The organism is Solimonas sp. K1W22B-7 (genome assembly GCF_003428335.1).
Classification (GTDB): Bacteria; Pseudomonadota; Gammaproteobacteria; order Nevskiales; family Nevskiaceae; genus Solimonas_A.
In genome coordinates, this window is record NZ_CP031704.1 from 1897625 (window position 1) to 1912787 (window position 15163).

Consider the following 15163-nt stretch of genomic DNA (forward strand, 5'->3'; position numbering starts at 1 on the left):
CGGCATCGCCGCGTCTGCTGTACTGCGCGCCATGTCCGAGCGCGAGAACGCCGTAGCACTGGTTTACGCCGAACGCCTGCTGGCCCAGTTGGGTCAGCAGGCTTCGAGCCCGCTCGCCCTGGCTGAGACGCATCCCGCCCTGCGCTGGTCGCGCAGCGGCCTGATGGCGCTGACCGGCGAGCCCGATACCCCCACCATGTTTCCCGCGCCGCTGGCGGCCTGCGCCGACGCCGCCCTGGCCGCGCTGGCAAGCCTGGCGCCGGCCGGCGCGCTGGATGGCATCGACGCCGCGCAACTGCTGGCCGAACGCGCTGCCATTGCCGGCCATGTACGTGCCGGCGCCATCTCTCCCGGAGGCGCCTGCCGCTTGCTGCAGGCTGCCGATGGCTGGATTGCGCTGAACCTTGCGCGTGACGATGACTGGGAATTGCTGCCGGCCTGGCTGGAGGCGGAAGTCTCGGCGGACTGGGACTCGGTCGCGAGCGCGGTGAAAGCACGCGAGGTTGCACCGCTGATCGAGCAGGGCCACCTATTGGGTTTAGCTCTCGCAAATGTGAACCCCTCTCCCGCTTGCGGGAGAGGGGCAGGCGAGGGGATGGATCCCCGAGGTAGGGCAATGCATGGAGCAATTGCCGAGGAGAGGGGTTCTGTAAATGATGGTTGGATGACCATAGCCCAGCTTTACAGAAACCCTCTCTCCCCACCTCTCTCCCGCAAGCGGGAGAGAGGAGCAAAAGAAGCCCCGCGCGTCCTCGATCTCTCCTCCCTCTGGGCCGGCCCGCTCTGCGGGCACCTGCTGCACAAGCTCGGCGCCGACGTGGTCAAGCTGGAAAGCACGCAACGTCCCGACGGCGCCCGCAATGGCCCACTGGATTTCTTCAATCTGCTCAATGCCGGCAAGCGCAGTGTCGCGCTCGACCTGCGCAGCGAAGAGGGCCGCGCGCAACTGCGCGCGCTGATCGCCGCCGCCGACATCGTCATCGAAGCTTCGCGTCCGCGTGCCCTGCGGCAGATGGGCTTCGACGCCGAAGCGCTGGCGCGCGAGCATGGCCTGACCTGGATCAGCCTCAGCGGCCATGGCCGCGGCGAACCGCAGGAGCAGTGGATCGCCTACGGCGACGATGCCGCCGTGGCCGCCGGGCTCACGGCGATCCTGCATCGTGCGACCGGGCAGCAGCTGATCGTCGGCGACGCGATCGCCGATCCCCTGACCGGCCTGCATGCGGCCCTGGCCGCCTGGAGCGGCTGGCTGCAAGGCGGCGGCCGGCTGGTGTCGCTGGCACTGCGCGAGGTCGTGCAGCACTGCCTGGAATTCGACCTGCCGAACGACGCAGCCTTGCGCGAGCGCCAGCGCGCCTGGACGGCGCTGGCCGATCGTGACGGCGGTGCCCGTGCTCCGGTCGCGCGCAAGGCTTCCGGCACGGCGCCGGCTCTGGGCGCGCACACCGACGAAGTGCTGGCCGAATGGACACACCCGTGCTGATCCGCCGCGCCGAAATCGCCGCCTGGCGCGTCGACGTGCGCATCGCCGACGGACGCATCCTGGAAATCTCCGAAGGCCTGCCGGCCGAGCCGGGCGAGCAGGTGTTCGACGCCGACGGCGGCGCCCTGCTGCCGGGCCTCAACGATCATCACCTGCACCTGTACGCGCTGGCCGCGGCCCGCGCTTCCGTGCAGTGCGGGCCGCCCGCGGTTGCCGATGCTGCCGCGCTGGTCGCCGCGCTGCGTGCCGCGGATGCGGCCTTGCCCGCGGGCGACTGGCTGCGCGGCATCGGCTACCACGAGTCCGTCGCCGGTGATATCGGTCGCCAGTGGCTCGACGAAGTGCTGCCCTCGCGTCCCGCGCGCCTGCAGCATCGCAGCGGCCGCCTGTGGCTGCTCAACTCTGCGGCGCTGGCCCAGGTGGAGCAGTCGCGCGACGATCCGCTGGAACGTCGCGGTGATCTTGCGACGGGTCGGCTCTACGACGCCGACACCTGGTTGCGCTCGCGCATCGGCGGCCGCCGCCCGGCGCTGGGGCCGCTCAGCCGCTGGCTCGCCAGCCGCGGCCTCAGCGGCCTCTGCGACACCAGTCACGACAACGACGCCGCCAGCTGGGAGGCTTTCGCCGAAGCGCGGCGCAGCGGCGAACTGCTGCAATCGCTGCGCGTGATGGGCAACGCCGGGCTCGACACGATGACGCCACGCGCAGGCTTGCAGCGCGGCCAGCGCAAGTTCCACCTGCACGATCACGCGCTGCCGGATTTCGACGCGCTCTGCGCCGGCATCCGCGCGGCGCATGCGGCGGACCGCGGCGTTGCCTTCCACTGCGTCAGCCGCGTCGACCTGGCCTTCGCGCTGGCGGCGTTGCGGGAGTCCGGTGTGAACGAAGGTGATCGCATCGAGCACGCCTCGGTCTGTCCGCCGGAGTTGCTGGATCAGGTTGGCGAACTGGGGCTGGCGGTGGTGACGCAGCCGGGTTTCGTCTACAGCCGGGGCGATGTCTATCTGCGCGACGTCGAGGAGTCCGACCGCCCCTGGCTGTACCGCCTGCGCGGTTTTCTCGATCGCGGCATCCGCCTGGCCGGCAGCTCCGATGCACCCTACGGCGATGCCGATCCCTGGCTCGCGATGGACGCCGCCGTGCGCCGCCGCAGCGCTGCGGGGCAGCCGGTCGCGGGCATGGAGGCACTGACGCCGGAGCAGGCACTGGCACTGTTCACCACGCCGCTGGAGGCGCCGGGCAGTGCGTTGCCGGTGCTGGAGCATGGGGCGGTAGCGAATCTGTGCCTGCTGACACAGCCCTGGAGCAAGGCGCGCCTTGCGCTGGCAGAGGTGCAGGTAAGAGCGTGCTGGAGAGAAGGGCGATTGATCCACGCCGGCCCTGCGCAGCCATAGCGCCTGTAGCCTGTAGGGTGCGCATCGCGCACCATTTGTCCCGGCCAGGCCTGTCCCGCGTGCGCAATGCGCACCCTACCTGCTGATCTCGCGCGGACCTGGCGCTCGGTAGGAGGCAGCTTGCTGCCGACCCGGTTGTCAGGCCAGGTGTCTCCCGCTTGAACGAGAGTCTGTCGACCTCTCCACCGGGTCGCGAGCAAGCTCGCTCCTACACTGGCTGCAGCATCGTGAATGGCAGCGGCAGCTCAGGTGCCGACCGGTTCTGCCCACGGAGGTAGAGGCGCCACCAGCCGCGCCCCGTCATACCCCACCACCTTGCCGAAATACTCCGCCTCCGCATTCCAGTCGCGACAGGCCTGCGTCAACTCTTCCTTGGTCCGCCCGACGAAGTTCCACCACAGCATCGGTGCTTCATGCATCGGCTCGCCGCCGATCAGCAGCATCACCGCCGCTGCGTCGCAGCGCAGGCGCAGGCGGTCGCGGCCCTGGCCCAGGTAGAGCAGGGTGCCGGGGAGCATCGTCTCCTCTTCCACCGTGACGCTGCCCTGCAACACCAGCGCGGCGTACTCGAAGCCCGGGTCCAGCGGGAACTGCGTCTGCGCGGCGTCGCTGCTGCGCAGTTCCATCCCCACCAGCGGCGTGTGGATTTCGGCGGGCGAGCGCTCGCCCAGCGCGGTGCCGGCCAGCACGGTGACGGCGAAGCCCTCGTGGCGCGCCTGCGGCAACTGCGGGTGATGCGCGAAGGCCGGGTTGCCGTGGCGGCGTGACTCGGGCAGGGCGATCCAGAACTGCGCGCCGTGCATGCCGGCGGGTCGTGGTACCGGGGATTCCTCGGAATGGGAGATGCCGCGTCCGGAGGTCATCAGGTTGAGTTGTCCGGGCCTGATCGGGCAGAGGCTGCCGAGGCTGTCGCGGTGCAGGATTTCGCCCTCCAGCAGCCAGGTCACGGTCTGCAGGCCGATATGCGGATGCGGCCCCACGCGCATGCCGCGGCCGCTGGACACGTCGGCGGGCCCGAAATGGTCGAGGAAGCACCAGGCCCCGACCAGGCGGCGCTGGCGCGTCGGCAGGGCGCGGGCGATGCGCATGCCCTCGCCCAGGGTTGCGGTGGAAGCTTCGATCCGCTGATGCTGCGGACCGCCGGTGTCGGAGGGGGCTGTCAGGCTCATGGGCGGCAGGCTCGCGCAGTCATGGATGGGATGCAAGCGGGAACGTCGTGCTGTCGGTCGTGGTCGGATACCCCGCGGCCCACAGTTTATGTTGCAGTGCGGGAGTAGTCAGTTTGGACGAAGCAGGAAAAGGGAGCCGCAATAACATGGCACGGCGGTTCGAACCAAGGTTCGTGGCTATCCGCACCGGGCTGGCACAGACTAGAAGGGGATGACACATTCCCCATGCTAATGAGGAGTTAACTGGATGAAATTCAAACCCGTACTGGCGTCGTTCCTGCTGGCCAGCATGGCCGGCCTGGCGGCCCAGAGCGCGTCCGCCAAGGTTTCGGCGCAGAAAGCGGCCGAACTCGATGGCCCCAAGCTGACCTGCATGGGCGCCGAGAAGGCCGGCAACAAGGAGGGCACCATTCCCGAGTACTCGGGCAAGTACGTGGGCACCTGGCCGGGCCAGACCAAGCCCTTCGGCTACGAGCCGGGCCCGTACAAGGACGAGAAGCCGCTCTTCACGATCACGGCGCAGAACTACACCAAGTACGCCGACAAGCTGACCGAGGGCCAGAAGGCCCTGTTCAAGAAGTATCCGCAGTCCTACAAGATGAACGTCTACCCGAGCCACCGCGAGTTCGGGTTCAAGCCCTGGGTCTGCGACACCACCAAGAAGAACGCCGTCACCGCCGAAGTGGTGAACGACGGTCTGGGCACCACCGGCATCAGCGGCGCGATTCCGTTCCCGTTCCCGACCAGCGGTTCCGAGGCGGTCTGGAACATCATCAACCCGCATCGCGCCTACACCGAGCAGGCGGTCTGCGACATCGCCGACGTCTACGCCAACGGCAGCATTGCCTGGGGCCGCAACAAGTTCATGACGATGAACCCGGGCAACAACCCGAACAAGCGCGGCTCGTACACCGACAAGATCAACGCCTACTTCTACACCGGCTATCTGCTGCCGGAGCGCGACAAGGGCTTCGTCGCCGTCGGTTACCAGCCGAACAACTTCAGCAACGACGCCACGCAGTCCTGGCAGTACCAGCCCGGCATCCGCCGCGTGCGCCAGGCGCCGGAAGTCTGCTGCGACTACCCGGTTCCGCCCGCGGGCCTGCGCACCGTCGACGACGACTACGTCTTCAACGGCTCGCCGGAGCGCTACACCTGGAAGCTGGTGGGCAAGAAGGAAATCTACGTTCCGTACCACAACTTCAAGATCAACGACCCGGCCCTGAAGTATTCGGACATCATCAAGCCGAACACCGTCAACCCCGACTACATGCGCTATGAGCTGCACCGCGTCTGGGTGGTCGAGGGCTCGCTGAAGTCCGGCATGCGTCACATCTACTCCAAGCGCACCCTGTACGCCGACGAGGACTCCTGGATCGCGCTGTGGGCGGACAATCAGGACGGTCGCGGCCAGCTGTGGCGCGTCGCCACGGTTGCCTACTTCTACTCGCAGGAATCCGCCACCTGGCACCGCGGCGCGTCGATCTATCACGATCTGACCTCCGGCGCCTACGAGGCCGGCTACCTGACCAACGAGCGCGGCAAGGACTGGTGGCGCGTCAACGTGCCGCTGACCCCGGCCATGTTCACGCCGGAAGCGGCGGCCCGCGGCGGCCACTGACGTCTCAAATCTTCAAAACGGGGCGGCTGAAAAGCCGCCCCGTTTTTTTCAAGGACAGGAAATCATGAAAACCGCATTCATCACCGGCGCCAACATCGGCCAGGCCAACCTGCTGACCAAGGCACTTGCCGCCCAGGGCTGGCGCGTGTTCGCCGGCGTGCTGCCCGGCGCTCCCACCGACCTCAAGACCGGGGGCAACATCGTCGTCGTCGAGCAGGACGTATCGAAGACCGAATCCGTGCGCGCCAGCGCCGAAGCTGTGACCCAGGCCCTGAACGGGCAGGGGCTGGACCTGCTGATGAACGTCGCCGGCGTCGCCAATGTCGGCGTCGGCGTCATCGAGGGTGCGGACCTGGCCGCGGTGGAGCGCCTGTTCAACATCAACATGTTCGGCCAGCTGCGCGTGATCCAGGCCTTCCTGCCGCTGCTGCGCCGCAACGCGCCGGGCTCGCGCATCGCCAACTACAGCTCGGGCGCGATCATCGCCAACCCGGTCGGCGCCGGCGCCTACAACATGACCAAGCACGCCATCCACGGCATGACCCTGACGCTGCGCCACGAACTGGCGCCGCTGGGCATCCAGGTCACCTCGATCATCCCCGGCGGCGTGCTGACCGCCATGTCGGCCAACTCCCACGCCAACACCCTGAAGACCTGGGGCGAGCAGCCCGCAGACATCCAGAAGGTCTATGACCCGCTGAAGAGCGTCATGTGCCAGGTGCTGCCCGACATGCTGGAGAAGACCGGCAGCTCGCCCGAGCAGGCGCTGGAAGGCACGCTGCAGATCCTGGCCCGGAAGAAGTGGAAGCCGATGGAACTGCTGGGCAAGGACGTCAAGCCCATGGGCGTGATGCGCCGCCTGTTTTCCGACAGCCAGCTGGAATCCCTCATGCGCATGACCTTCAAGATTCCGACCCTGAAGGCCTGAGCGAAAGGGACAGGGAAAGAGCCGGCATCCGCAAGGGTGCCGGCTTTTTTTCGCCTCGCGCACGCAGGACGCCGCTGACGCATTCGCGGCTGGCCTTGAATGGACCGGGGCCTGTCTTCAGCCGGCCCTTCCCAGAACGCCCCGCAGGAGTAATATCGGGTTCCCGGCCCCGCCGAGCAGGAGGAATCATGCGAGTTCCGACAGTTCTGGCTTCCCTTGCCCTGCTGCTGCCCCTGGCCGTGTCCGCCGCCGGGGTCGAGCTGCAGTACGTCCAGCCGGACCGCTACACCGACGCCGGCCTGCGCCCCATGGAGCGCGAGCCCTCCGCCGCCCTCAAGCGCGAGCTGGAGACCGAACTGCAGCGCCTGGGCCAGCGCTACCTGCTGCCCGACCAGACCCTGACGCTGGAAATCCTGGACCTGGACCTGGCGGGCCAGTTCCGCTGGTGGGATGCCAGCCGCGGTGAGGTCCGCGTCATGAGCGCCGCCACCTGGCCGCGCATCCGCCTGCGTTATCGCCTCATGGCGGACGGCAGGGAACTGGCCAAAGGGGAGGAAAGCATCAGCGACCGGGACTACCTGAATGCGGTGTCCGCACGCAGCTCCGATCCGCTACGCTACGAAAAGAACATGTTGGGGGACTGGTTCCGCAGCCGTTTCGGGGGCGGCCGGCAGCCGGCCTGATAAAAGAAATAGTGGCAAACCCATGGGTCCGGAGTGGCCCGTTCTGACGTTTCTGACAACAGTGAACGTCACTACGGACAGTCCTTAGGCCGGCGGCGTGTGTAACATTATTCGCTGTAAACGTTTTTCATATCGACATCATCTGGGAGGAGAGCCCATGAAACGGCAGGTCATCACCTGTGCCGCGTTGTTCGCGGCCGCAATGTTTACGGGACCGGCGTTCGCCGTCGTGTCCGCCGCCGAAGCCGGCAAGCTGGGCAAGGACCTGACCGAAGTTGGCGCCGAGCGCGCCGGCAACAAGGACGGGACCATCCCCCAGTACGTCGGCAAGGCCTCCTTCAGCCCCGAGATGCTCAAGATCACCCGCGCCCAGCTCGAAGAGCTGCGGGTGCGCCTGGTCAAGGACATCCAGGCCATGATCAGCGACGCCGGCGTGGTCGGCGACATCCTGAACCAGGGCCAGATGATCATGGACGCCGAGCCGTCCAAGGCCGACAAGGTCATCGCCATCACGCAGCAGATGCTGAGTGCCGACGTGCAGCTCAAGGCCGAGTTCGACAAGGTCCTCAAGACCCGCGGCGGCAAGAGCGTGGACGGCCTGATCGCCTCGGTGAAGTCGCGTCAGGTCAAGCTGCCGGCCCTGAAGGACGACATCATCGCCGTCATCCAGAGCATGAAGGGCAAGCCGGACTGGATGTCGCGCCTGGTCAAGGCCTTCGACATTGCCCGCGTGCTGGAGATCCTGGCGATCGTCGACGATCCCAAGACCCGCGTGCAGGCCAACGAACTGCTGATGAAGTACACGCCTTCCTACGTGAAGGGCTTCCTGCAGTACAACGTGCCGGGCAAGGCGGCGGACCCGCTCACCTCGATGCGTCCGCTGTACGTCATCTCCAAGGCCAACCTGGCGCAGTACGACAAGGTCCTGACCGACGGCCACAAGGCCATGTTCAAGACCTACCCGGACTACAAGATGATCGTGTTCCCGTCGTACCGGAACGCGTTCTTCCCGGACGAGATCCTCAAGGCCACCATCGCCAACGCCAGCCGTGCCACGCTGGTCGGCACCGACGACGTGCAGAAGGCCGAGCTGGGCTTCCCGTTCCCGATTCCGAAGTCCGGCGCCGAGCCGATCTGGAACCACAAGCTCAAGTTCCGCGGGTCCGCGGTCAAGCGCTACAACAACCAGGCCATCGTCAAGCCGGACGGCAGCTACAAGATCTCCAAGCTGGTGGAGGACGTGAAGCTCAAGTACGCCAATCTCAAGGAGCCGGCCGAGATGCGCAAGGGCGGCCTGTTCGCCTACTACCTGCAGGAGGTGCTGGAACCGCCGCGCGTCGCCGGCCAGATCATCCTGGTGCACGAAACCGCCGGTGGCGAAGGCAACACCCGCCTCGCCTGGATCTACAGCCCTGGCCTGGGCCGCGTGAACCGCGCTCCGGACGTGGGCTTCGACAACCCCTCGATCGGTTCCGACGGCGAGCAGTTCAACGACCAGATCGACGTGTTCAACGGCTCGCTCGAGCGCTTCGACTGGAAGCTGCTGGGCAAGCGCGAACTGCTGATCCCGTACAACTCCTGGCTGCTCAACAGCCCGACGTTCAAGTACAAGGACATCATCCGTCCGGGCCACATCAACCAGGACCTGGCGCGCTACGAGCTGCACCGCGTCTGGGTGGTGGAAGCCACGCTCAAGCAGGGCCAGCGCCACCGCTTCGGCAAGCGCCGCTTCTACCTGGACGAGGATTCCTGGGCGATCGCGGCCGTGGACTGCTACGACAACCGCGGCCAGCTGTGGAAGTTCCAGGAAGCGCACCTGCTGTCGATCCCCTTCATCCCGACCGTGTCGGGCATCCCGGAGACGATCTACGACCTGCAGTCCAAGCGCTACTTCGTGACGACCATGACCAACGAAGACGCCATCTCGGACTTCGAGGTCAAGTACGACGACGCGATGTTCACCCCGGCATCGCTGCAGCGTAAGGCCAAGTCGAAATGAGCCGCCTGATGCTGCCGGCCGCCGCAGCCATGCTGGCGGCCTGGGCAGCGGTTGCGGGCGCCGAGGAATCCTCGGCGCCTGTTGCCGTTTCTGCCGAGGAAACGCAGGCCGAGGCGCCTGCCGAGGGCGCCGCAGCGGAGGGCGCTCCAGCCGAGGGGGCTCCGGCCGAGGCAGCGCCACCGCCGCCCGACGTTCCGCGCCCTGCGCTGATGGTCTCGGGCGCCGCCAAGGCCCGTCTGCTCGACGTCTCCCAGGCCGGCAAGCGGCTGGTGGCGGTCGGGCAGCAGGGCGTCATCGTGGTGTCCGAGGACGGCAATACCTGGAAACAGGTGCCGTCGCCGGCCAGCGTGATGATGACGCGCGTGCGCTTCTACAACGAAAAGCTCGGCTGGGCCGTCGGTTACGACGGCACCATCCTGCACACGGCCGATGGCGGCCTGAGCTGGTCGCTGCAGCACAGCGACCCCGAGGCGCGCGTGCTCTACGACGTGCTGTTCCTCGATCCGCAGAACGGCATCGCGGCCGGCGCCTACGGCGCCTACTACCGCACCGCCGACGGCGGCAAGACCTGGGAGGCACAGGCTTTCCCGCTGGCCGATCTCGGCCAGCACTTCAACCGCCTGATGCGGCTGGAAGGCCAGCTCCTGTTCGCCGCCGGCGAGCGTGGCCTGCTGGCGCGTTCCGTCGATGGCGGCGCCAACTGGGAGATGCTGCAGTCGCCTTACGCCGGCTCCTACTTCGGTGCCATCGCCCTGGGCGGTCGCAGCGTGCTGGTCTACGGCATGCGCGGCAACGTCTACGTGATGCAGGATGTCGGCACGGCGCCGACGCAGGATCCGGCCAAGTACGACCCGTACGCCGCCGAGACCCTGACCGACCCTGCGGCCATCGCCGCGCTCGGCTGGCGCCGCATCGACAGTCCAGTGAAGGAAAGCCTGTTCGGCGGCACCCGCCTGCCTGATGGCAGCGTGCTGCTGGTGGGCATCAATGCCGTCGCACTCAAGACCGATCCGGCGCTGAGCTCGCTCAAGCTGGTCAAGCTGCCGGCCGCGGAAACACTGGTCGACGTTCTGCCCTACGGCGGCAAGCTGATTGCCGTGGGTCGTCGCGGCGCACAAAACCTGGGGGCCCTGCCGTGACCGCCGAAATTGCATCCAACAAGCTGACCCGGGCGATCCTCAGCATCGTCGAACCGCCGGTCTTCAAGTACCGGCGCTTCACGCTGGGGCTGCTGACGCTGCTCACCCTGTTCTTCGCGTTCCAGTCCACGCAGCTCAAGCCGAACGCGGGCTGGCTGAAGATGGTGCCCAAAGAGCACCCGTACATGCAGACCTTCCTGGAGTACTACAGGGATTTCGGCGGTGCCAACACGGTGCTGATCGCCCTGCACAACAAGAAGGGCGACATCTACCAGCCGGAGTTCATGGAAACGCTGCGCAAGGTCGAGGAGGACGTCTTCAACGTCCAGGGCGTCGATCGCGCGCGCGTCGCCTCGATCTTCTCCCCCAGCATCCTCTATGTCGAGGTGGTGGAGGGCGGCCTGTCCGGCGAGAACGTGATTCCCTCGGACTACGCGCCGACGCCGGAGATGATGGAGCGCATCCGCATCAATGTCGGCAAGGCCAGCGTCATCGGCCGCCTGGTCTCGGAGGACCAGGAATCCGCCCTGGTGCAGTTCGAGCTGCTGGAACATGACCCCAGCAGCGGTACCACCGCCGACCTGGAAGACCTGGCCAAGCCGATGTCGGAGCGCCTGTCCAAGGCCTGGGAGACCGGCGCCCGCGCGGGTGAGTTGCCACCCGAGGGCGGTCCGTCCTTCAGCCAGCGCATCAAGGCCGTCAGCGGCATCCTCATGGCCAACCAGCCGGGCAAGGGCGAGGCCAGCCTCGACTACGTCCAGATCGGCGAGAAGCTCGAGGAGATCCGCAAGAAGTACGAGTCGGAGAACACCACGATCCATATCGTCGGCTTCGCCAAGGTCGTGCACGACATGACCAGCGAGTCGTACAAGGTGGCGGCCTTCTTCGGCATTGCCCTGATCGTGATGGGCGCGCTGCTGTGGATCTATCTCGGCTCGCTGCCACTGGCGATGATCGTCGTCTCCACCTCCTTCGTGTCCTGCATCTGGGAGATGGGGCTGCTCAACCTGGTCGGCTACGGGCTCGATCCCTTCGCCATGCTGGTGCCGTTCCTGATCATGGCGGTGTCGGTGAGCCACGGCGTGCAGTACGTCAGCTCCTGGGCCAACGAAATCTCCACGCGCAACGCCAGCTCCGCCCAGGCATCGCTCGCGACCTTCCGCGCGCTGGCGATCCCCGGCCTGATCGCCCTGCTGACCAATGTCGTCGGCTTCCTGACGATCTACCTGATCAACATCCAGATCATCCGTGAAATGGCGATCAACGCCGCCCTCGGCATGGTCGGCGTGATCATGGTCAACAAGGTGCTGCTGCCGACGGTGCTGTCCTACATCAAGCTGCCGAACCTCGCGGCCTTCCGCATCGCCACCGAGAAGCGCGAGCGCATCGGCGACTCGATCTTCAGGAAGATGACGGTGTTCTGCCGTCGCAAGCCGGCGATGATCACGATCACGATCGCGCTGCTGCTGGGCGCCTACGGTGCCTCGCAGTACCACCACGTGCAGATCGGCGACACCACCGAGGGCGTGCCCGAGCTCAAGCCCGACTCGCGCTTCAACCGGGACGCGGCGGAGGTGGCCAAGCACTTCACGATGGGTGTCGATCACCTCAAGGTCATCGCGGAATCCTTCGACAACGGCTGCGTCGACTACGGCGTGATGTCGGAGCTCGACCGCTTCAGCTGGTACATGAAGAACCAGCCGGGTGTGCGCGACGTGCTGTCGCTGCCGGAACTGGCCAAGATCGCCAACTCCGGACTCAGCGAAGGCCGTCTCGACGCCGAGGTGCTGCCGCGTGCGCCGCAGTCGCTGGCGCAGTCCACCGCCCTGGTGCCACCGACCTCGGGCTTCCTCAACGACACCTGCTCGGCGCTGGCCCTGTTCATCTTCACCACCGATCACAAGGCGAAGACGATCGAGGACCTGATGGTCGCGGTCAAGGAATACACCAAGAGCACGCAGCAAGACCACAGGGTCAAGTTCCGCCTGGCGTCCGGCAACATCGGCGTGATGGCGGCGACCAACGAGGAGGTCAAGCGCAACGAGTTGCCGGTCATCGGCTACGTCTACGCCGTGATCGTGCTCTTCCTGTGGCTGTCGTTCCGTACTTTCTCCGGCGTGCTTTGCGTGATCATCCCGCTGTCGGTGGTGACGCTGCTGGGTTATGCCGTGATGGTCTGGATGGGCATCGGCCAGAAGGTGGCGACGTTGCCGGTGCTGGCCTTCGCCTGCGGCATCGGCGTGGACTACGGCATCTACAGCTACTCGGTGATCGCCGCCGGCCTGCGCAAGGGCATGACGCTGGAGGACGCCTACTACCAGAAGATGCGTTCCACCGGAAAGGCGACGCTGTTCACCGGCGTGGGCCTGGCTTCCGGCGTGGCGCTGTGGCTGTTCTCCGGCCTGCAGTTCCAGCGCGACATGGGTGTGCTGCTGCTGTTCGGCTTCACCGCCAACATGATCGGCGCCATCGTGCTGCTGCCGGCCCTGGCGCACTTCCTGGGCAAGGAAGAGCTGAAGCATGCGGGTAGCGACCTGACGCTGGGCGCGGACGACGCGATCGAGGAGCAGGACAAGAAGAGCTGATCGCGGGTGAGGTAAGCAAAAAGGCGCGCCGAAGGGCGCGCCTTTTTCTGTTTCCGTGATCTTGTGGGAGCGACGCGAGTCGCGATCCTTGCCGAGTCCTGAAAAGATCGCGACTTGCGTCGCTCCCACAGGCGTCGCTAGTTCCTCGCCCGCTCCCGATTCTCCGCCGGCGCATTCGCCACCACGTCCGGCAGCGTCGTCGGCCGGCGATGCGCGGCGCGGGGGAACAGGCCGAAGGTGATCGGGGAGACGCGGACCGCGTCGCCGGGCTTGGTGGCCCGGGCCAGGGTGTCCAGGTGGGACAGTTCCAGTTCGATGCGCTCGCCGCTGTGCGCCAGCGCGGCGCTGATGCGGATCAGGGCGCCGGCACGCTGTACCAGGGTCACCGTGGCATCCAGGCCGGGGGCCTGGGAGTCCACGATCAACAGATCGTGCGGGCGCACGTAGACGTCCACCAGGCCCGGCACGTGGCTGCTCTCGCTGTCCCAGACGTCCTCGCTGCCATCGAAGCGCAGCTCGCGGTCCTTCACTTCGCCGGGCAGGATGTTGACGCTGCCGAGGAAGTCGAACACGAAGGGCGTCGCCGGCTGCTCGTAGACCTGCTGGTTGTTGCCCACCTGCTCGATGCGGCCGCGGTTCATCACCACCACGCGGTCGGCCAGTTCCAGCGCCTCTTCCTGGTCGTGGGTGACGAAGATCGTGGTGTAGCCGGTCTTGTCGTGCAGTTCACGCAGCCAGCGGCGCAGGTCCTTGCGCACCTTGGCATCGAGTGCGCCGAAAGGCTCGTCGAGCAGCAGCACCTTGGGATCGATCGCCAGGGCGCGGGCCAGCGCCACGCGCTGGCGCTGGCCGCCGGAGAGCTGCGACGGGTAGCGCTTGTCCAGGCCCGACAGCTGCACCAGGTCCAGCAGATCGCCGACGCGTTTCCGGATGGCGTCCTTCGAGGGACGGTCCTTGCCCTTGCGCACGTTGAGGCCGAAGGCGACGTTGTCGGCCACGGTCATGTGCTTGAACAGGGCGTAGTGCTGGAACACGAAGCCGACGCCGCGCTCGCGCACCGGGCGGCTGGCGATGTTCTCGCCGCCGAAGGAGATTTCGCCGGCGTCGGGGAATTCCAGGCCGGCGATGGTGCGCAGCAGCGTGGTCTTGCCCGAGCCGGAGGGCCCCAGCAGGGCGATCAGCTCGCCGGACTCGATGTCGAGGTTGACGCCGTCCAGCGCCGGAAAGCTGGCGAAGGCCTTGTGGATACCGCGGATCTGGATATTCATGATTTTTTTGCTCAGTGTCGGCGCGTGGCCGACAGTTCGTCGCTATGGCGCCATTCCAGCCAGCTCTTGATGCCCAGCGTCAGCAGGGCCAGCAGGGCGAGCAGCGAGGCAACCGCGAAGGCGGCGGAGAACTGGTACTCGTTGTAGAGGATCTCGACATGCAGCGGCATGGTGTTGGTCTGGCCGCGGATATGGCCGGACACCACGCTGACGGCGCCGAACTCGCCCATCGCCCGGGCGTTGCACAGCAGCACGCCGTAGAGCAGGCCCCACTTGATGTTGGGCAGGGTCACGCGCCAGAAGGTCTGCCAGCCGGTGGCGCCCAGCGACAGCGCCGCCTGCTCGTCGTCGGTACCCTGCTCGGTCATCAGCGGGATCAGCTCGCGCGCGATGAACGGGAAGGTCACGAACACCGTGGCCAGCACGATGCCGGGCACCGCGAACAGCACCTTGATGTCGTGGTCCATGAGCCAGGGCCCGGCCCAGCCGTGGCGGCCGAAGATCAGCACGTAGACCAGGCCGGCGACCACCGGCGAGACCGAGAACGGCAGGTCGATCAGCGACACCAGCAGCGACTTGCCGCGGAATTCGAACTTGGTCACCGCCCAGGCCGCCGAGACGCCGAACACCAGGTTCAGCGGCACGGCGATGCCGGCGGCGATCAGTGTCAGCTTGATCGCGGCCAGGGCATCCGGGTCCTTCAGCGCTTCCAGGTAGGTGCCGATGCCGTTGCGCAGCGCTTCGGCAAATACCGCCACCAGCGGCAGCAGCAGGAAGCTGCAGAGGAACAGGATCGCGGAGAGGGTCAGCGTCCAGCGTACCCAGGGCGATTCGGTGATCGCGGCGTTCTTCTCGATCAGCGGCTCGCGCGGCAGGGCCGGCGGGTCCTGCAGG

The 15163-nt window shown here is 66.7% G+C and carries 11 protein-coding genes; 8 read left to right on the forward strand and 3 right to left on the reverse strand.

Features of this window, described 5'->3' with window-relative positions:
- Nucleotides 1-31 precede the first annotated feature (31 nt).
- Complete coding sequence (locus tag D0B54_RS08755) at nt 32-1483, forward strand: CoA transferase (RefSeq protein WP_117290959.1); 1452 nt, start codon at nt 32-34, stop codon at nt 1481-1483.
- Nucleotides 1465-2877, forward strand: coding sequence for an amidohydrolase family protein (locus tag D0B54_RS08760; protein WP_117290960.1), 1413 nt, complete (start codon nt 1465-1467; stop codon nt 2875-2877). Before D0B54_RS08755 ends, D0B54_RS08760 begins: the two co-directional genes overlap by 19 nt.
- 245 nt (nt 2878-3122) lie before the next feature.
- On the opposite strand, the gene D0B54_RS08765 is transcribed toward D0B54_RS08760, so the two are convergent.
- The gene (locus D0B54_RS08765) at nt 3123-4046 is read right to left on the reverse strand and encodes a pirin family protein (RefSeq protein ID WP_205527309.1); all 924 of its coding nucleotides are present in this window, start codon (nt 4044-4046) and stop codon (nt 3123-3125) included.
- 247 nt (nt 4047-4293) lie between these two features.
- On the opposite strand from D0B54_RS08765, the gene D0B54_RS08770 reads away from it, so the two are divergent.
- From D0B54_RS08770 to D0B54_RS08795, 6 genes are all read left to right on the forward strand, one after another.
- On the forward strand, nt 4294-5667 hold the full coding sequence (locus D0B54_RS08770) for a DUF1329 domain-containing protein (RefSeq protein WP_117290961.1): 1374 nt from the start codon (nt 4294-4296) through the stop codon (nt 5665-5667).
- Between the two features lie 64 nt (nt 5668-5731).
- Nucleotides 5732-6595 (forward strand): SDR family NAD(P)-dependent oxidoreductase, encoded by an 864-nt coding sequence (locus D0B54_RS08775; protein ID WP_117290962.1) that lies wholly within the window; start codon nt 5732-5734, stop codon nt 6593-6595.
- Nucleotides 6596-6783: 188 nt separating this feature from the next.
- Nucleotides 6784-7278 carry a DUF3016 domain-containing protein gene (locus tag D0B54_RS08780; RefSeq protein WP_117290963.1) on the forward strand — a complete coding sequence of 165 codons (495 nt, stop codon included), beginning with the start codon at nt 6784-6786 and terminating at the stop codon, nt 7276-7278.
- A gap of 157 nt (nt 7279-7435) precedes the next feature.
- Nucleotides 7436-9277, forward strand: coding sequence for a DUF1329 domain-containing protein (locus tag D0B54_RS08785; protein ID WP_240433573.1), 1842 nt, complete (start codon nt 7436-7438; stop codon nt 9275-9277).
- Nucleotides 9274-10416, forward strand: coding sequence for a WD40/YVTN/BNR-like repeat-containing protein (locus D0B54_RS08790; protein WP_117290964.1), 1143 nt, complete (start codon nt 9274-9276; stop codon nt 10414-10416). The genes D0B54_RS08785 and D0B54_RS08790 overlap by 4 nt, the downstream gene beginning before the upstream one ends.
- Nucleotides 10413-13001 carry an efflux RND transporter permease subunit gene (locus D0B54_RS08795; RefSeq protein ID WP_117290965.1) on the forward strand — a complete coding sequence of 863 codons (2589 nt, stop codon included), beginning with the start codon at nt 10413-10415 and terminating at the stop codon, nt 12999-13001. Before D0B54_RS08790 ends, D0B54_RS08795 begins: the two co-directional genes overlap by 4 nt.
- A gap of 137 nt (nt 13002-13138) precedes the next feature.
- On the opposite strand, the gene D0B54_RS08800 is transcribed toward D0B54_RS08795, so the two are convergent.
- The gene (locus tag D0B54_RS08800; RefSeq protein ID WP_117290966.1) at nt 13139-14269 is read right to left on the reverse strand and encodes a sulfate/molybdate ABC transporter ATP-binding protein; all 1131 of its coding nucleotides are present in this window, start codon (nt 14267-14269) and stop codon (nt 13139-13141) included.
- Nucleotides 14270-14280: 11 nt separating this feature from the next.
- A complete protein-coding gene (gene cysW, locus D0B54_RS08805; protein WP_117295129.1) occupies nt 14281-15144 on the reverse strand; it encodes a sulfate ABC transporter permease subunit CysW in 864 nt (287 codons plus the stop codon).
- Nucleotides 15145-15163: the final 19 nt, after the last annotated feature.